This window comes from Kitasatospora sp. NPDC034035 (assembly GCF_055575755.1).
This window is the reverse complement of record NZ_JBVISA010000025.1, coordinates 70,106-88,251: the sequence shown is the minus strand read 5'-3', so window position 1 is coordinate 88,251 and position 18,146 is coordinate 70,106. Positions and strand designations below refer to the sequence as shown.

The 18,146-nt window shown below is 72.2% G+C and carries 15 protein-coding genes; 14 read left to right on the top strand and 1 reads right to left on the bottom strand.

What is annotated here, in order from left to right:
- The gene (locus tag ACZ52J_RS29990) at positions 1-2,115 is read left to right on the top strand and encodes an ATP-dependent DNA helicase (RefSeq protein WP_465623191.1); all 2,115 of its coding nucleotides are present in this window, start codon (positions 1-3) and stop codon (positions 2,113-2,115) included.
- Positions 2,116-2,276: 161 nt separating this feature from the next.
- Here the strand turns inward: ACZ52J_RS29990 and lexA are convergent, their stop codons facing one another.
- Positions 2,277-3,062: a transcriptional repressor LexA gene (lexA, locus tag ACZ52J_RS29985; protein WP_465623249.1), complete on the bottom strand. Its 786-nt coding sequence runs from the start codon at positions 3,060-3,062 to the stop codon at positions 2,277-2,279.
- A gap of 439 nt (positions 3,063-3,501) precedes the next feature.
- On the opposite strand from lexA, the gene nrdR reads away from it, so the two are divergent.
- From nrdR to ACZ52J_RS29920, 13 genes are all read left to right on the top strand, one after another.
- Positions 3,502-4,002: a transcriptional regulator NrdR gene (gene nrdR / locus ACZ52J_RS29980; RefSeq protein ID WP_360505213.1), complete on the top strand. Its 501-nt coding sequence runs from the start codon at positions 3,502-3,504 to the stop codon at positions 4,000-4,002.
- 210 nt (positions 4,003-4,212) lie between these two features.
- Complete coding sequence (locus ACZ52J_RS29975; RefSeq protein ID WP_465623188.1) at positions 4,213-7,083, top strand: vitamin B12-dependent ribonucleotide reductase; 2,871 nt, start codon at positions 4,213-4,215, stop codon at positions 7,081-7,083.
- Between the two features lie 206 nt (positions 7,084-7,289).
- Complete coding sequence (locus ACZ52J_RS29970) at positions 7,290-8,057, top strand: SDR family oxidoreductase (RefSeq protein ID WP_465623186.1); 768 nt, start codon at positions 7,290-7,292, stop codon at positions 8,055-8,057.
- 58 nt (positions 8,058-8,115) lie between these two features.
- Complete coding sequence (locus ACZ52J_RS29965; RefSeq protein WP_465623185.1) at positions 8,116-8,364, top strand: RNA polymerase subunit sigma-70; 249 nt, start codon at positions 8,116-8,118, stop codon at positions 8,362-8,364.
- 3 nt (positions 8,365-8,367) lie between these two features.
- Positions 8,368-8,943: a Clp protease N-terminal domain-containing protein gene (locus ACZ52J_RS29960; RefSeq protein ID WP_465623183.1), complete on the top strand. Its 576-nt coding sequence runs from the start codon at positions 8,368-8,370 to the stop codon at positions 8,941-8,943.
- 374 nt (positions 8,944-9,317) lie between these two features.
- Positions 9,318-11,087, top strand: coding sequence for a sensor histidine kinase (locus tag ACZ52J_RS29955; RefSeq protein ID WP_465623181.1), 1,770 nt, complete (start codon positions 9,318-9,320; stop codon positions 11,085-11,087).
- On the top strand, positions 11,087-11,539 hold the full coding sequence (locus tag ACZ52J_RS29950; RefSeq protein ID WP_360505225.1) for a roadblock/LC7 domain-containing protein: 453 nt from the start codon (positions 11,087-11,089) through the stop codon (positions 11,537-11,539). The genes ACZ52J_RS29955 and ACZ52J_RS29950 overlap by 1 nt, the downstream gene beginning before the upstream one ends.
- Positions 11,536-11,904: a DUF742 domain-containing protein gene (locus tag ACZ52J_RS29945; RefSeq protein ID WP_360505226.1), complete on the top strand. Its 369-nt coding sequence runs from the start codon at positions 11,536-11,538 to the stop codon at positions 11,902-11,904. The genes ACZ52J_RS29950 and ACZ52J_RS29945 overlap by 4 nt, the downstream gene beginning before the upstream one ends.
- Entirely contained in the window at positions 11,885-12,643 is a 759-nt protein-coding gene (locus ACZ52J_RS29940) for a GTP-binding protein (RefSeq protein WP_465623179.1), read from the top strand. Before ACZ52J_RS29945 ends, ACZ52J_RS29940 begins: the two co-directional genes overlap by 20 nt.
- Positions 12,640-13,884 carry a cytochrome P450 gene (locus ACZ52J_RS29935; RefSeq protein ID WP_465623177.1) on the top strand — a complete coding sequence of 415 codons (1,245 nt, stop codon included), beginning with the start codon at positions 12,640-12,642 and terminating at the stop codon, positions 13,882-13,884. The genes ACZ52J_RS29940 and ACZ52J_RS29935 overlap by 4 nt, the downstream gene beginning before the upstream one ends.
- Before the next feature lie 129 nt (positions 13,885-14,013).
- Positions 14,014-15,228 carry a cytochrome P450 family protein gene (locus tag ACZ52J_RS29930; protein WP_360505232.1) on the top strand — a complete coding sequence of 405 codons (1,215 nt, stop codon included), beginning with the start codon at positions 14,014-14,016 and terminating at the stop codon, positions 15,226-15,228.
- Between the two features lie 268 nt (positions 15,229-15,496).
- Positions 15,497-16,888, top strand: coding sequence for an ABC transporter substrate-binding protein (locus tag ACZ52J_RS29925; RefSeq protein ID WP_465623175.1), 1,392 nt, complete (start codon positions 15,497-15,499; stop codon positions 16,886-16,888).
- A 195-nt stretch (positions 16,889-17,083) separates the two neighbouring features.
- Positions 17,084-18,145: a carbohydrate ABC transporter permease gene (locus tag ACZ52J_RS29920; protein WP_360505947.1), complete on the top strand. Its 1,062-nt coding sequence runs from the start codon at positions 17,084-17,086 to the stop codon at positions 18,143-18,145.
- The last annotated feature ends 1 nt before the right edge of the window (position 18,146 follow it).

The following is an 18,146-nucleotide window of genomic DNA, read 5'->3' as shown; positions in this document are numbered from 1 at the left end:
ATGACGAACGACTCCGAATCCCAGCTCGCGGCGGACCTCGGCGAAGACGCCGGCGAGCCCGTCACCGTCCCGCGCTCGCGGATCCCCGACCTGCTGCACGCCGCCGTGGCGGCCGTCGGCGGCGTCGAGCGCCCCGGCCAGGTCCGGATGGCCGAGGCCGTCGCCGACGCCGTCGACCACAGCGAGCACCTGCTCGTCCAGGCCGGCACCGGCACCGGGAAATCCCTCGCCTACCTGGTGCCCGCGCTCGCCCACGGGGACCGCGTGGTGGTCGCCACCGCCACCCTCGCCCTGCAACGCCAGCTGGTGGAGCGGGACTTGCCGCGCACCGTCGAGGCGCTGCATCCGGTGCTGCGCCGCCGCCCGCTGTTCGCGATGCTCAAGGGCCGCTCCAACTACCTGTGCCTGCACCGGGCCAACGAGGGCACCCCGAGCGAGGAGGGCGAGGGCCTCTTCGACCCGGTGGACGCGCTCGGCGGGCCCACCGGCAAGCTCGGCCAGGACGTGCTGCGGCTGCGCGACTGGGCCGAGGAGACCGACACCGGGGACCGCGACGACATGAGCCCCGGCGTCTCCGACAAGGCCTGGGCCCAGCTGGCGGTCACCTCCAAGGAGTGCCTGGGCGCCACCCGCTGCGCGTACGGGCAGGAGTGCTTCGCCGAGAAGGCGCGGGAGCGGGCCAAGCTGGCGGACGTCGTCGTCACCAACCACGCGATGCTCGCGATCGACGCGATCGAGGGCGCGCCGGTGCTGCCCGAGCACGGGCTGCTGATCGTGGACGAGGCGCACGAGCTGGTCAACCGGGTCACCGGCGCGGCCACCGCCGAGCTGACCGTCGGCGCGGTCAACCGGGCCGTGAAGCGGGCCGCCCGGCTTGCCAACGAGAAGGCCGTCGACGCCCTGCAGGCCGCCGCCGAGAACTACCACGGCCTGATGGAGACCGCCCAGCCCGGCCGGGTCGAGGAACTGCCCGAGTACCTGGCGTACGCGGTCACCGCGATCCGGGACGCCGCCCGCCAGGTGATCAGCTCGCTGGGGGAGACCAGGGACAAGGCGCTCAGCGACGAGGACGCCGTCCGCAAGCAGGCGATGGCCTCCGCCGAGACGGTGCACGAGACCGCCGAGCGGCTGCTGGAGGACTCCGAGTACGACGTGGTCTGGATCGAGCGCAGCGACCGCTACGGGCTGGGCACCGCCTCGCTGCGGGTCGCCCCGCTGAGCGTCTCCGGGCTGCTGCGCGAGGGCCTGTACAAGGAGCGCTCGGTCGTCCTCACCTCGGCCACCCTCAAGCTCGGCGGGGACTTCAACGGCGTCGCCGCCTCCGTCGGCCTGCCCTCCGAGACGCGGCTGCCGGACGTCCGGACAGCCGGGGACAACCCGGAGCCCGGCCCCGGCTTCGGCGAGGACGCGGTGCCGCACTGGCGCGGGATCGACGTCGGCTCGCCGTTCAAGTACCCCAAGCAGGGCATCCTGTACGTCGCCAAGCACCTGGCCGATCCCGGGCGCGATCCCGAACGGCCCGACATGCTCGACGAGTTGGCCGAGCTGATCGGCGCGGCCGGCGGGCGGACGCTGGGCCTGTTCTCCTCGATGCGCGGCGCCCAGACGGCCGCCGAGGCGATGCGGGAGCGGCTCGACCAGCGGATCCTGCTCCAAGGGGAGGACACCCTGGGCGAGTTGATCCGCGAGTTCGCCTCGGACGCCTCCACCTGCCTGTTCGGCACGCTCTCGCTCTGGCAGGGCGTGGACGTGCCCGGCTCGGCCTGCCAGCTGGTCGTGATGGACCGGATCCCGTTCCCGCGACCGGACGACCCGCTGATGAGCGCCCGGCAGAAGGACGTCGAACAGCGCGGCGGCAACGGCTTCATGGCGGTCGCGGCCACGCACGCGGCGCTGCTGATGGCGCAGGGCGCCGGCCGGCTGGTCCGCGCGGCGGACGACCGGGGCGTGGTGGCAGTGCTCGACCCGCGGGTGGAGACCAAGCGGTACGGGAGCTTCTTCCGCTCCTCGATGCCCGAGTTCTGGTACACCACGGACCGCAACCAGGTGCGCCGCTCGCTGGCGGCGATCGACGCCTCGGCGGCACCGGTGCGGCCGGTGACGAAGCGGGGCTGAGGCCGCGGGCTCAGGTCGCGGGCTCAGGTCGCGGGCCGAAGACGGGCGCGAAGAGGCCTTCGAAGAGGCCTTCGAAGACGCCGGAGGGGCTCCCCGCACGTGCGGTGGAGCCCCTTCCCGGTGTCGTGGGCCCGTCGCGCGTGCGGCGGGCCGCCGGATGCTCAGAGGCGGCGCAGGACCGCGACGACCTTGCCCAGGATGGTCGCGTTGTCGCCGTTGATCGGCTCGTACGCCGGGTTGTGCGGCATCAGCCAGATCCGGCCGTCCTCGCGCTTGAGCCGCTTGACGGTGGCCTCGCCGTCGATCATCGCGGCCACGATGTCGCCGTTCTCGGCGACCGGCTGGCGGCGCACGGTGACCCAGTCGCCGTCGCAGATGGCCGCCTCGATCATCGAGTCGCCGCGCACGGTGAGCGCGAACAGCTCGCCCTCGCCGACCAGTTGGCGGGGCAGCGGGAAGACGTCCTCGACCGTCTGCTCGGCCAGGATCGGCCCGCCGGCGGCGATCCGGCCCACCAGCGGCACGTAGGAGGTGGACGGGCGGCCGGCCGTCTCGGCGGTGTTCGGGCGGGCCACCTCGACGCCGCGGACCTCGTAGGCGCGCGGACGGTGCGGGTCCCGGCGCAGGAAGCCCTTGCGCTCCAGGGCCATCAGCTGGTGGGCCACCGAGGAGGTGCTGGACAGGCCGACGGCCTGGCCGATCTCACGCATGGACGGCGGGTACCCCCGGCGCTGGACGGAATCCCGGATGACCTCGATCACCCGGCGCTGGCGCTCGGTGAGGCCGGCCTCGTCGGTGCGGATCCCGGGGGGGCGGCCCGGCATCGCGCGGGCGGGCGAGGCGTGGGCGTCGTCCATGGCGGATGAGTGTTCGATCGGCTGGTCGGGCACGCGGTTGGGGCCGGAAAGGGCCGTGCCGGACAGGCGGTGGTCTTCGCTGCGGTCCATGCTGATGTCCACGCTCTGCTGATTCGTGGTGCGCTGCCCCACCTTGAACTGGGAGTGTTCCTGCACCGGGATGGTGTTGCTTTCGATCGTGTTCACGGCGGCCCCTCTCGTCGGCTGTCCTCTCCCCTTTTCCAGCCCAACGCACCTCCTATCGAAAGGTTGCGCCAAACACACGTTCGAGTGAATTATTCGGGACTTGGCTGACTCGATCAAGGCTTTGTTGTACATCGAGTAAATGTTCGAGCGAAACTCGACTCCGGCAGTCTAATCGGCGCCGACACGCCAGGGGTGTCGCTTCCCCTGGAGACCTACATCTAGTGGTTACAGTCCTCTCCGTGCCCAGTACTAGTGGTTACGGCGCATGATCAGCTTGCCGAGGCCGGGGTCGTATCGCATAGACTCAACAGGTCCGCCCGTTTCGCCATGGAGGGATCCACAGGTGCACTGCCCCTTCTGCCGGCACTCCGACAGCCGCGTTGTCGACAGCCGGACCACCGAAGACGGCAGCTCCATCCGCAGGCGTCGGCAGTGCCCGGACTGCAGCCGCCGCTTCACCACGGTGGAGACGGCCGCGCTGATGGTCATCAAGCGCAGCGGCGTCACCGAGCCGTTCTCCCGGCAGAAGGTCATCACCGGCGTCCGCAAGGCCTGCCAGGGCCGACCGGTCACCGAGGACGCCCTCGCCCAGCTCGGCCAGCGGGTCGAGGAGTGCGTACGCGCCAGCGGCAACGCCGAGCTGACCACCCACGACGTGGGCCTGGCCATACTCGGCCCGCTCAAGGAACTCGACGTGGTCGCCTTCCTGCGATTCGCCAGCGTGTACCAGGCGTACGACGGACTGGAAGACTTCGAGGCCGCCATCGCGGAACTCCGCGCAGAACGGCCCCGCACCCCGGAGACGGACGACACCCGTGTGTCCGTCTCCGCCGCCGCGCCCTAGGAGGCGCCGGCGCACCGGCCCCCAGTCGGGGCCCAGCCGCACCACATCGGCCCCACGGGGCCCCGGCGTGCCCGGAAACGGGGCGCAGAACACTACAAACCGTGCGAATACAGGCAGGGTCTCCGCCTGTCCGCACACCGGAAGAACGAACCAGCGGTGCCCGGACTTTTCAGGGCACTACGGGCGTTTGCCCAGGAGGAGGAGCGAGAAGTGACAGACACCACGAGCGGTTCCGCACGCGGGTCGAAGTCCGAGAAGGCCGCGGCCAAGGGCGGCAAGGCCCCCAAGGGCGGTCTGCGGATGGAGCGCATCCACACCACTCCTGGCGTGCACCCGTACGACGCGGTCCGCTGGGAGCGGCGTGACGTCGTCATGACCAACTGGCGTGACGGATCGATCAACTTCGAGCAGCGCGGCGTCGAGTTCCCCGACTTCTGGTCGGTCAACGCCGTCAACATCGTCACGTCCAAGTACTTCCGCGGCGCCGTCGGCACCCCCCAGCGGGAGTGGAGCCTCAAGCAGATCATCGACCGCGTGGTGCTCACCTACCGCGCCGCCGGCGAGAAGCACGGCTACTTCGCCACCACGGACGACGCCGAGATCTTCGAGCACGAGCTGACCCACGCCCTCCTCCACCAGGTGTTCAGCTTCAACTCGCCGGTCTGGTTCAACGTCGGCACCAAGCAGCCCCAGCAGGTCAGCGCCTGCTTCATCCTGTCCGTCGACGACTCCATGGAGTCGATCCTCGACTGGTACAAGGAAGAGGGCATGATCTTCAAGGGCGGCTCCGGCGCCGGCCTCAACCTCTCCCGGATCCGCTCCTCCAAGGAGCTGCTCTCCTCCGGCGGCAACGCCTCCGGCCCGGTCTCCTTCATGCGCGGCGCCGACGCCTCCGCCGGCACCATCAAGTCCGGCGGCGCCACCCGCCGCGCGGCCAAGATGGTCGTGCTGGACGTCGACCACCCGGACGTCGAAGCCTTCATCGAGACCAAGGTGAAGGAAGAGGAGAAGATCCGCGCCCTGCGCGACGCGGGCTTCGACATGGACCTCGGCGGGGACGACATCGCCTCCGTCCAGTACCAGAACGCCAACAACTCGGTCCGCGTCTCCGACGAATTCATGACCGCCGTCGAGAACGGCACCGAATTCGGCCTGCGCGCCCGGATGACTGGCGAGGTCATCGAGACCGTCGACGCGAAGAAGCTGTTCCGCAAGATGGCCGAGGCCGCCTGGGCCTGCGCCGACCCCGGCATCCAGTACGACTCCACCATCAACCACTGGCACACCTGCCCGGAGTCCGGCCGCATCAACGCGTCCAACCCCTGCTCCGAGTACATGCACCTGGACAACTCCAGCTGCAACCTCGCCTCGCTCAACCTGATGAAGTTCCTGCGCGACGACGACACGTTCGACGCCGAGCGCTTCGCCAAGGTCGTCGAGCTGGTCATCACCGCGATGGACATCTCCATCTGCTTCGCCGACTTCCCGACCGAGAAGATCGGCGAGACCACCCGCGCCTACCGCCAGCTCGGCATCGGCTACGCCAACCTCGGCGCCCTGCTGATGGCCACCGGCCACGCCTACGACAGCGAGGGCGGCCGCGCCCTGGCCGGCGCCATCACCTCGCTGATGACCGGCACCGCCTACCGCCGCGGCGCCGAACTCGCCGGTGTCGTCGGCCCGTACGACGGCTACGCCCGTAACGCGACCGCCCACCAGCAGGTCATGAAGCAGCACGCGGACGCCTCGCTCGACGCCGTCTCGCTGGACGAGCTGGACGCCCCGGTCTGGCTGGCGGCCAACAAGACCTGGCAGGACGTCGTGCGCCTCGGCGCGCAGAACGGCTTCCGCAACGCCCAGGCCTCCGTGCTGGCCCCGACCGGCACCATCGGCCTGATGATGGACTGCGACACCACCGGCGTCGAACCCGACCTGGCCCTGGTCAAGTTCAAGAAGCTCGTCGGCGGCGGCTCGATGCAGATCGTCAACGGCACCGTCCCGCGCGCCCTCACCCGCCTCGGCTACCAGGACGAGCAGATCGAGGCGATCGTCGCCCACATCGCCGAGCACGGCAACGTGGTGGACGCGCCGGGCCTGCGGTCCGAGCACTACGAGGTGTTCGACTGCGCGATGGGCGAGCGCTCCATCTCGCCGATGGGGCACGTGCGGATGATGGCGGCGATCCAGCCGTGGATCTCCGGCGCCATCTCCAAGACGGTCAACATGCCGGCCGCCGCGACCGTCGAGGACGTCGAGGAGATCTACTTCGAGGCGTGGAAGATGGGCGTCAAGGCGCTCGCCATCTACCGCGAAAACTCGAAGGTCGGCCAGCCGCTCTCGGCCAAGAAGAAGGAATCCGAGGCCAAGGCCGAGGAGACCCCGGCCGCCGCGGTCGAGAAGATCGTCGAGTACCGCCCGGTCCGCAAGCGCCTGCCCAAGGGCCGTCCCGGCATCACCACCTCCTTCACGGTCGGTGGCGCCGAGGGTTACATGACCGCCAACTCCTACCCGGACGACGGCCTCGGCGAGGTCTTCCTGAAGATGTCCAAGCAGGGCTCGACCCTCGCGGGCATGATGGACGCCTTCTCCATCGCCGTCTCGGTCGGCCTGCAGTACGGCGTGCCGCTGGAGACCTATGTCTCCAAGTTCACCAACATGCGCTTCGAGCCGGCCGGTCTGACCGACGACCCGGACGTGCGGATGGCGCAGTCGATCGTCGACTACATCTTCCGCCGCCTGGCGCTGGACTTCCTGCCGTTCGAGACCCGCTCGGCGCTCGGCATCCACTCCGTCGAGGAGCGCCAGCGCCACCTGGAGACGGGCTCCTACGAGCCGCTGGAGGCCGAGGAGCTCGACACCGAGTCGCTCGCCCAGTCGGCCCCGGTGGTCGCCAAGCCGGCCCCGGCCGTCGAGGCGCCCAAGGCGGCCCCGAAGCAGGCCCACAACTCCACGGAGCTGATGGAGATCCAGCTCGGCCTCAACGCCGACGCCCCGCTCTGCTTCTCCTGCGGCACCAAGATGCGCCGCGCCGGCAGCTGCTACCTCTGCGAGGGCTGCGGCTCCACCAGCGGCTGCAGCTGATCATCGGATGACCGTCGGCGGCCGCCGGCTCTGACCGCCGGCTCCGGTCGTCGGTGCTGACCCCGCGTGGGTGAGCCACCGCTGAGGCGGGGCGAGGACTTCATGTCCTCGCCCCGCCTTTTTCGTTTCCCGAACCGCCGATGTCACGGATCGGGGCCGTGGCCGGTCCGTAGGGGTGAAGGCGTTCCGGCGGAAGGAGTGGTGTGGTGAACGGGACGGTGCTGGTGACCGGGGCGACGGGGACGTTGGGGCGGGAGGTGGTGCGGCTGCTGGCGGCGCGCGGGGTGGCGGTGCGGGGGTTGAGCCGGCGGGCGCGGGGCGGGGGTGACGGGGTCGAGTGGGTGGTCGGGGACCTGGTGAGCGGGGTCGGGATCGCGGAGGCGATGGCCGGGGTCGAGGTGGTGGTGGACTGCGCGACCACGCAGAAGAAGACGGACGTGGCGGCGGTCCGGACGCTGGTGGCGCGGGCGCGCGAGGCGGGGGTGCGGCACCTGGTGTACGTGTCGATCGTGGGGATCGACCGGGTGCCGCTCGCGTACTACAGGACGAAGCTGGCCTGTGAGCGGCTGGTGCGGGAGTCGGGGCTGGGGTGGACGGTGCTGCGGGCGACGCAGTTCCACGACCTGGTGCTGAGGTTCTTCGACGCCTCGGTGAAGCTGCCGGTGTTCCCGGTGGTGAGCGGGGCGCGGGTCCAGCCGGTGGACGTCCGGGAGGTGGCGGCGGCGGTCGTCGGGCTGGTGGGGGAGGAGCCCGCCGGGTTCGCGCCGGAGGTGGGCGGGCCGCGGGTGCGGTCGTACCGGGACCTGGCCGAGGCGTACCTGCGGGCGGCGGGCAAGCGGCGGGTGCTGCTGCCGCTGCGGATGCCGGGGGCGGTGGGCCGGGGGTTGCGCGAGGGCGGGAACCTGACGCCGGAGCGCGCGGTGGGCGTGGGGACCTTCGAGGAGGCGCTGGAGCAGCGGTTCGGCAGCCGGTGAGGCCGGCGACTGTCAACCGGGGTTGACATCGGCGCGGGTGTCAACCAAAGTTGACAGCATGAGCGAGAGCGGAGAACTCGCGGCCGCGGCGAGCAGCCGTGACCCGGCCGTGGGGCTCCGGGCGGTCCGCGCCCTGCGCGATCTGGCGGACCGCCTGGAGACCCTGCAGGTGGGCAACGCCCGGTCGCAGGGCTGGTCCTGGCAGGACATCGCGGTCTGTCTCGGGGTGACCCGGCAGGCCGTGCACAAGAAGTACGCCCGGCGCGGAACCGGTACGGGAGCCGGCAAGGACGAGGACGGAGGCTGAGGGATGTTCGAGCGATTCACCCAGCCGGCGCGACAGGCGGTGGTCGGGGCCCAGCTGGAGGCACGCGCGCTGCGGCACGGCCACATCGGCACCGAGCACCTGCTCCTGGCGATCCTGGCGCAGCCGGAGGAGCCGTCGGCGGCCGTGCTGGTCGAGTCCGGGCTGGACCACGACACCGTGCTGCGAGCCGTGCGGCGGCTGTCCGTCGAGAAGGACGACGCCGCGGTGCTGGCCTCCATCGGGGTCGACCTGGACGCCGTCCGGGAGGCCGTCGAGTCGGTGTTCGGCGAGGGGGCGCTGGATGCCCCGTCCGAGGAGGAGGGGAAGCGCCGCGGCTGGTTCCGGTCCGCCGCGGCCTCCGCGCCCGGGCCGGGGAGGCTGCCGTTCAGCCCCCGGGCGAAGAAGGCCCTGGAGCTTTCGCTGCGGGAGGCGCTGCGGCTGAAGTCGGGAGAGATCGGGGTCGGGCACCTGCTGCTGGGCGTGCTCCGCGAGGGGGAGGGGCCGGCGGTGCGGGTGATCGTCGACCACGGACTGGACCCGAAGGCCGTCCGGGAGGCGATCGAGCGGACGTCGGGTTGAACCCCGGGCTGTGAACCCCGGGCTGTGAACCCCGGGCTGTGAACCTCCGGCTGCGAACCCCCGGAGGTGGCCCCCCGGCTGCGGACCCCGGCCGTGAAGTCCAGGGTGTGAACCTGGCCGCTCGGTCGTGCGGGGGTTGCGTCGCCAATCGGTGTAAGGGACGTGGATGAAGGAGACTGCCCGTCAACTGGCCACTTGAGGGCAATGTCTGAATCGATATGATCGGCCGAAAGCGTGAACCGATCAGCCGCCCGGAGACGTTTGATGACGTCGCCGGGCGGTCTGGTATGCGCCCCACCCAGCTGTCGGCGGTCGCGACCGTCGCCGATTCGCCGCCGTGCCGCCGCCCGCCGACGTTGCCGAGGACCGCCCCGATGAGAGAAGCCACCAGCCCCGACGGCCGGCCGCGCCGACGACCCGCGCCGCGCACCGTCGCCCTGACCGCGGCCGCCGTCCTGCTGGCGCTGGTCGCCGCACCGGTCGGCGTCACCCGGGCCCTGAGCGCGCACCAGCCGCTCACCGCCCTCGCCGTGGGCGCCGTCGCCGTCCTCTGGCTGATCGCCGTCGGCCTCGCGGCGACCGGCGCCGAGCGCTCCCGCAGGCTCGCCGAGGACGTGGCGGAGCAGCACCGGGAGACGATGACGGCGCTGGTCGTGGCCGGCTCCGCCCGGCAGGCCGAGACGGCGGCCAAGGGGCGGGCCACCGCCGCCGAGGCCGAGCGGGACGCCGCCCGTGCCGGGCAGGCCCGCGCCGAGGGGGACGTCGCCGCCGCGCACGCCGAGCTGGACCGGGTGCGCGCCGAGCTCGACGCCGAGCGGGCCGGCCTGGAGGCGGAGCGGGCGCGGGCCGAGTCCGAGCGCGCCGAGCTGGACCTGATCGCCGAGGGCGTCGTGCCCGAGGTGGTGAAGAAGCTGCGCGGGGGCGCGGCCGTGGACAGCGCGCTGGCCGCCCACCGCAAGCACCCGCAGTACGCGCTGCTGCGCGCCGTCGGTGAGGAGATCGGCCGGGGCGAGCGGCTGCGGGCCGCCGCGCTCGCGGTCTGCGCGACCGCCGCCGGGCGGGTCCAGGCGCTGGCCACGAGCATGCACGCCGAGCTGCGCGAGATGCAGCACCGGCACGACGAGGAGGTCCTCGGCGACCTGCTGAGCCTGGATCACTCGACCGCCCAGGCGGGTCGGATGGCCGACAGCATCGCGGTGCTGACCGGTGCCCGCTCGGGCCGCCGCTGGCCCAAGCCGATCGCGGTGGAGTCGGTGCTGCGCGGCGCGCTCGGCCGGATCGGTGCCTACCAGCGGGTACGGCTGCACAACGCCAGCACCGCCGCGGTGGCCGGGTACGCCGCCGAGGGTGTCATGCACGCGCTGGCCGAGCTGCTGGACAACGCCACCAACTTCTCCGCCCCGCCGGCCGAGGTGCACGTCTACGTCGAGGAGGTGCCCGCCGGACTGGTGGTCACCGTCGAGGACAGCGGCCTCGGCCTGGGCGACGGCTGGCTGCGCCGGGCCGAACGGGCCGTCTCCGCCGAGCCGCTGGACCTCACCACGCTCTCCGCCGGTACCCGGCTGGGGCTCGCGGTGGTCGGCGTGCTGGCGCGCAAGCACGGGCTGCAGGTCTCCTTCCGGCCGTCCGCGCGCGGCGGTACGGGCGTGGTGATGCTGATCCCGCAGCAGCTGGTGTCGCACCCGGCCCCGGCGCCAGCCCCGGCCGCCGTCCCGACGCAGGCGCCGACCGTGGAGTCCGCGCGCCCCGCGCTCACTCCGGCACGCCCGGCGCCCGCACGTCCGGCCCCCACGCCCCTGCCGCCGGCGCCCGCCGCGCCGACCGCGCTCACCGCCCCGGCCGCACCCGCCCCGCTCACCGCCGCCCCCCTGCCGCCCGCGCCCGCCCGGATGACCGACAGCGGCCTGCCGCAGCGCCGGCGCGGGCAGACGCTGACCACCGCCCCGGCGTCCGACCGGACCGCGAAGCCCGTCCGCGCCGACGCGGTGAGCGCGGCCGCCCGGTTCGGCGCGTTCCGCCGGGCCGCCGCCCGTCCGATGGAGGGCGAGCAGCGCTCCACCGCGACGCCGACCACGGACACCGGCACCGTCACCGGTACCGACACCCCGCCCGACGCTTCCCCCGTCACCGAGAAGGACACCTGATGAGCAGCGCCCCCGACCGCGACCTCGACTGGCTGTTGGAAAACCTGCTGGCGGCAACCCCCGGCACCCGGCACGCCCTGGTTCTCTCCGCCGACGGCCTCAAGCTCTGCCACACCGCCGGGCTGAGCACCGACCAGGCCGACCAACTGGCCGCGATCGCGTCCGGTCTGCAGAGCCTGGCGCACGGCGCCTCGATCGAGTTCGGTGACGGCAGCGGCGGCGTCCGGCAGTCGATGACCGAGTTCCACGGCGGCATCCTGTGCATCGTGGCCGCCGGTGAGGGAGCGCACCTCGCAGTGGTCACGGACGACGACGCGGACGTCGGCGTGGTCGGCCACAACATGCACGGCCTGATCGAGCAGATCGGCGTCCACCTCAGCGCACCGGCCCGCAGCGCGGAGGACGGGGCGACGGGCGGGAGCGCCGCCACACCGGAGGGCGCGGGGATATGACCGACGGGCCGGTGCTGCCGGGCCGTGACGACGACCCGGACCGCCTCTACACCATCACCAAGGGCCGCAGCCGCGCCCCGGAGAACGCCTTCGACCTGGTCACCCTGATCGTCGCCGAGCGGCAGCCGACGCCCGGGATGCAGTCGGAGCACGTCCGGATCCTGCGGATGTGCGAGGCCCCGACCGCCGTCGTGGAGGTGGCGGCGGAGCTGGCGCTGCCCGTTTCGGTGGTGAAGATCCTGCTCGGCGACCTGCTGGAGTCCGGGGGGATCACCGCCCGCCACCCCCGGTTCGCGCCGAACAAGGCCCGGCTGCCCGACCTCGACACGCTGAAGCAGGTGCTGCATGGCCTCCAACGGCTCTGACGTCCGGCCCGCCGCCGAGCGCACCCCGCTGCGGGCGACCGCCGACAACGCGCTGAAGATCGTCGTGGTCGGCGGCTTCGGCGTGGGCAAGACCACGCTGGTCGGCTCGGTCAGCGAGATCCGCCCGCTGAACACCGAGGAGGTGATGACCCGGGCGGGGGAGGGCATCGACCCGGCCGGCGCCTGGGGCAAGCGCTCCACCACGGTCGCCTTCGACTTCGGCCGGATCACCCTCTCCGCGCGGCAGGTGCTGTACCTGTTCGGCGCGCCAGGGCAGGAGCGCTTCTGGTTCCTCTGGGACCGGCTGTTCAGCGGCGCGCTGGGCGCGGTCGTCCTGGTGGACACCCGGCGGCTGGAGGAGTCCTGGCACGCGATCGACCGGCTGGAGCACCACGGCACCCCGTTCATCGTGGCCCGCAACAACTTCGGCGAGCCGACCCACACCCTGGAGCAGGTCCGCGAGGCGCTGGACCTGCCGGCCGAGGTGCCGCTGGTGGACTGCGACGCGCGCGACCGCGAGTCCGGCAAGCGGGTGCTGATCGAACTGGTCCACCACCTGGCGGCCCTGGCCGGGGCCGACCTGGCCGGAGCCGACGGAGCCGATGGAGCCGACGGGGTTGACCCGGCCAGGGACGCCGCGGCTGTGACTGTGGCTGCGGCCGCCCCGGCCCCCGGCTCCGAAGAGGCTGCCGCCCCGGCAGCGGCCCCCACCGCGATGTACGAGGAGAGCACCCCGTGACCGAGCCCGCCGCCACCCCGCCCCCGGGCTGCCCGGCGCACGCCGGCGCCACGCCGCTGTACGGGCCGCGCTTCCAGACCGACCCGGCCCAGCTCTACCGCGAGCTGCGCGCCGCGCACGGTCCGGTCGCCCCGGTCGAGCTGGCCGGCGGCGTGCCCGCCTGGCTGGTCATCGGCTACCGCGAGCTGCAGCTGGTGACCGGTCAGCCGCAGGTGTTCGGCCGGGACTCCAGCCGCTGGCACGCCTGGGAGACGCTGCCCGCCGACTGGCCGCTGAAGCCGATGATGGCGCCCGTCCCCTCGATCCTGTACGCCGAGGGCGAGGAGCACGTGCGGCGTTCGAGCGCGGTCACCGACGCGCTGGCCGGGATCGACCCGTACGAGCTGCGCAAGCACTCCGAGGAGGTCGCCGACCGGCTGATCGACGAGTTCGCCGGCCGCGGCGAGGCGGACCTGGTCGCCGAGTACGCGCACCGGATGCCGCTGCTGGTGCTGTGCCGGGTGTTCGGCCTGGACGAGGAGCAGGCGCCGCAGCTGATCGCGGCGCTGCTGGCGATGCTGGACGGCGGCCCGGACGCGCCGGCCGGTGCCCAGCGGCTGCTGGAGCTGATGCTCGCCCTGGTCGAGGAGAAGGCCGAGTTCCCGGGCGCCGACGTGGCCTCGCGGATGCTGGCGCACGAGGCCGGGCTGAGCCACGACGAGGTGATGCGCGACCTGCGGGTGCTGCTGATCGCCGGCCACCAGCCGTCCTCGTACTGGATCTCCAACGCGCTGCGGCTGATGCTCACCGACGAGCGGTTCGCCGCCTCGCTGGCGGGCGGTCGGCGCAGCATCAGCCAGGCGCTGAACGAGGCGCTCTGGGAGGACACCCCGACGCAGATCTTCGCCGGGCGCTGGGCGGTCCGGGACACCCAGCTGGGCGGCCAGCGGATCGGCGCGGGCGACATGGTGCTGCTGGGCTTCGCCGGGGCGAACGCGGACCCGTCGGTGCGGCAGGCCGACGGCCGTCCGGCCGAGGGCAACCGGGCGCACATGAGCTACTCGTACGGCGAGCACGGCTGCCCGTTCCCGGCCCAGGAAGCGGCGGAGGTGATCGCGACCACCGCGATCGAGGTGCTGCTGGACCGGCTGCCGGACCTGCGGCTGGCGGTGGCCGAGCACGCGCTGGTGTGGCGGCCGTCGGCGTGGGTGCGCGGGCTGGTGGCGCTGCCGGTCTCGTTCACCCTGGGCCACCCGGCCTGAACCGTGCCCGGCCTGACCCGTGCCCGGCCTGACCCGTTGCCCGTCTAGCCCCGTCGCCGTCGAGAACCGGCGAAACCCGTCGACACGCACCGATACCGTCGATGCCCGTCCTCCGAAGGAGAGTTGCCGATGACCGCTGCCCAGGCCCCGATCGTCCTCGACCCGCTGGCCCGTGACAGCGCGGCCGAGGGCGCGCTGCTGCGCGCCGCCGGCCCGGTGGTGCCGGTCGAGCTGCCGGGCGGCGTGGCCGCCTGGGCGGTGACCCGGCACGCGGCGGCGCGCGAGCTGCTGACGGACGCCCGGCTGGTGAAGGACGCCGCGCACTGGGGGGCCTACCAGCGCGGTGAGGTGTCGAGGACCTGGCCGCTGATCGGCCTGGCGGTGCCCGGTCCGAGCATGGTGACCACGGACGGCGCCGAGCACCGCCGGCTGCGCGCGCTGGTCGCGCAGGCCTTCACCCCGCGCCGGGTGGAGCTGATGCGACCGCGCGTCGAGGAGATCACCCGCGCGCTGCTGGACGGCCTGGCGGCGGGTGAGCCGGAGGTCGACCTGAAGGCGGCCTTCGCCTTCCCGCTGCCGATGACGGTGATCTGCTCGCTGCTGGGCGTGCCGGAGTCGGACCACGGCGTGCTGCGCGACCTGTACGAGCGGTTCTTCGGCATCAAGCCGGACCCGGCGGGCATCCAGGCGACCATCGCCGGGCTGAACGCCTTCGTCAACGACCTGGTGGCGCAGCGTCGTTCGGCCCCGGGTGAGGACCTGGCGAGCGTGCTGCTGGCGGCCGACACCGAGGGCGGGGCGCTGACCGACGCGGAGGCGGCGGCCACCCTGCGGGTGATCATCGCGGCCGGCCACGAGACCACGGTGAACCTGATCGGCAACGCGGTGCGGGCGCTGCTGGCGCACCCGGACCAGCTGGAGCTGGTGCGTTCGGGGCAGGTGTCCTGGGACGCGGCGGTGGAGGAGTCGCTCCGCTGGACGCCGCCGACCAGCAACTTCCTGTTCCGCTTCACCGCCGCGGACATCCCGGTGGGCGACGCGGTGATCCCGGCGGGCGAGCCGGTGCTGGTCTCGTACAACGCGATCGGCCGGGACCCGTTGCAGCACGGGGTGACGGCGGAGCTGTTCGACATCACCCGGGACCCGAGCCGGCACCTGTCCTTCGGTCACGGCCCGCACGTGTGCCCGGGCTCGCCGTTGGCCCGGCTGGAGGCGGGGGTCGCGCTGCCGGCGCTGTTCGCGCGGTTCCCGAAGCTGTCGCTCGCGGTGTCGGACGCCGAGCTGCGACCGAGCCCGTCACTGGTGGTGAACAGTCTGCTGGAGCTGCCGATCCGGCTGTTCTGACGTAGCGTCACGACATGGGCCCCGTCCGGGTTTCCGGGCGGGGTCTTCGACTTCTGGTGGGGGCGGTCCGGGAAACGCCTGGTTGTGGGTCACAGTCGGGACACCGGCTTGTGAAGGTCGAACGTGGACCTTGGCGGAGGGCGGCTGCTGCGTTAACGTCTTCGATCAGTCCGGCCGCCGTCCGCCCGTGATCCCCTCAAACCCATCTCCGGTACAGCGCAATGTCGTTCAGCCACCGTCGGCAGCACGCCCTGGCGAGGAGACCGCATTGACCACCACCGACCCGACCGCGCCGCAACCGCGTCACCGCCGCCGTCTGGCAGCCGTACCCGTCCTGGCGGCGGCACTGGCGCTGACCGCGGCCTGCTCCAACAGCTCCGGCGGTTCGGGTGACGGCGGAGGCGGCGCGACCCAGTCGCTGTCCGGCGACTGCGCCAAGTACCAGCAGTACGCCGGGCATTCGGGCACGACCGTGACGATGTTCGCCTCCATCCTGAGCCCGGAGTCGGACAACCTGGAGAAGTCCTGGTCCGAGTTCAGCAAGTGCACCGGGATCAAGATCAGCTACGAGGGGTCGAACGACTTCGAGTCGCAACTCCCCGTCCGGGTGGCCGGCGGCAACGCCCCGGACTTCGCGATCGTCCCGCAGCCGGGCCTGCTGGCGCAGATGGTCAAGAGCGGCAAGGTGGTGAAGCCGCCCGCCCAGACCATCGCCAACCAGGACAAGTGGAGCCCGATCTGGAAGACCTACGGCTCGGTCAACGGCACCTTCTACGCGGCCCCGATGAGCGCCAACATGAAGTCGCTGGTCTGGTACTCGCCGAAGGCCTTCACGGCGGCCGGCTACGAGGCGCCGAAGACCTGGGCGGACCTGATGGCGCTCAGTGACAAGATCGCCAAGGCGGGCGGCCCCAAGCCGTGGTGCGGCGGCATCGCCTCCGGCACGGCCACCGGCTGGCCGGCCACCGACTGGCTGGAGGAGGTGGTGCTGGGCAGCTACGGCGGCGAGGTTTACGACCAGTGGGTCGGCCACCAGGTGAAGTTCTCCGACGAGAAGATCACCACGGCGATGAAGACGGTCGCCGACTGGATGCAGAACCCGGCCTGGACCAACGCGGGCTTCGGCGACGTGAAGTCGATCGCCACCACCACCTTCCAGGACGCGGGCACGCCGGTCCTGAGCGGCAAGTGCATGATGCTGCAGCAGGCCTCGTTCTACGAGGCGCAGTGGCCCAAGGGCACCAAGGTGGGCCCGGACGGGGACGTCTTCGCCTTCCACCTGCCCGCGGTCAACCCGTCCGTCGCCAACCCGGTCGAGGGCGGCGGCGAGTTCCTGGCCGCCTTCGCGAGCCGGCCCGAGGTGCAGGCGGTGCAGAACTACCTGTCCAGCTCGGACTGGGCGAGCAGCCGGGTGAAGACCGCGACCGGCTGGGTCTCGGCCAACCAGGGCGTGGACAAGAGCCTGTACACCGACCCGATCGACAAGCTGTCGGCCGAGGCGCTGACCGACCCGGCGGCCACCTTCCGCTTCGACGGCTCCGACCTGATGCCGGCCGCGGTCGGCGCCGGGCAGGAGTGGAAGTCGCTGACCGCCTGGTTCGCCGAGGGACAGTCGATCCAGAAGACCGCCGCCGACATCGACGCCGCCTGGCCGCAGTAGCCGGGCCGCCCCGGCCCCACGCAAGTTCGGGCACACCAGGACCACCTGTCGAGGGCGGTGCGGGGCCACCCACCCGCACCGCCCGCCCCTCCTCCCGCCTGACCCTCCTCCCGCCGGCACCCCCCTTTCCACCGGCACTCCCCTTCCCACCGCACCGCACTCCCCTTCCCACCGCACCCGAAGGGACGCGCAGCCATGTCCGTATCCGGATCCCCGTCACCCGCCGCCGCGGTGGCCACCGAGTTGGCCACCAAGCTGGCCACCGAGAGACTGGCGGTCGGCTCCTGGGGCGACGCGGCGGTCAAGTTCGGCAACACCTTCGGCGCCGTCGCGGGATTCCTCGGCATCCTGCTGGTGGTCTTCCTGGCCGCCGGCCGGGCCCGCGGCCGACTGGCCCGTCCGCTGGCCGTCGCGGTGTTCCTCGGCCCGGCGGTGCTGCTGCTGGCGGTCGGCCTGGTGGTGCCGCTGATCCGCACGGTCTACCTGAGCCTGCAGAACGACGACGGCACCCGCTTCGTCGGCGGCGAGAACTTCGGATGGGCCCTCACCACCGACTCGGTGCAGACGGTCCTGCTCAACACCCTGCTGTGGCTGGTGGTCGCACCGCTGGCGGCGACCGGGCTGGGGCTGGTGCTGGCGCTGCTGGTGGACCGGATGCGCGGCCAGTCGGTGTACAAGTCGCTGATCTTCATGCCGATGGCGATCTCGCTGGTCGGCGCCTCGATCATCTTCAAGTTCGTCTACGAGTCGCGTGGGCCCGGGCAGGCGCAGATCGGTCTGCTCAGCCGACTCGCCGTCGCGGTGGGCTGGGACGACCCGCCGAACTGGATGCTCTCGCAGCCGCTGAACACCTTCCTGCTGATGGCGGTGCTGGTCTGGGTGCAGACCGGCTTCGCGATGGTGGTGCTGTCGGCGGCGATCAAGGCGATCCCGGACGAGGTGGTGGAGGCGGCCCGGCTGGACGGCGCGAGCGGGGTACGCCTGTTCTGGTACGTCACCGTGCCGATGATCCGCACCACGGTGATGGTGGTGCTGACCACCGTCATGATCATCACCCTGAAGGCCTTCGACATCGTCCGCACCATGACCGGCGGCAACTTCGGCACCCAGGTGCTCGCCAACGAGATGTACTCGCAGTCCTTCGTGCAGTTCAACGCGGGGCGGGGCAGTGCCCTCGCGGTGATCCTCTTCCTCGCGGTGCTGCCGTTGGTGGCTTACAACATCGTCCAGCTGCGGAAGGAACGTGAGGTGCGGTGAC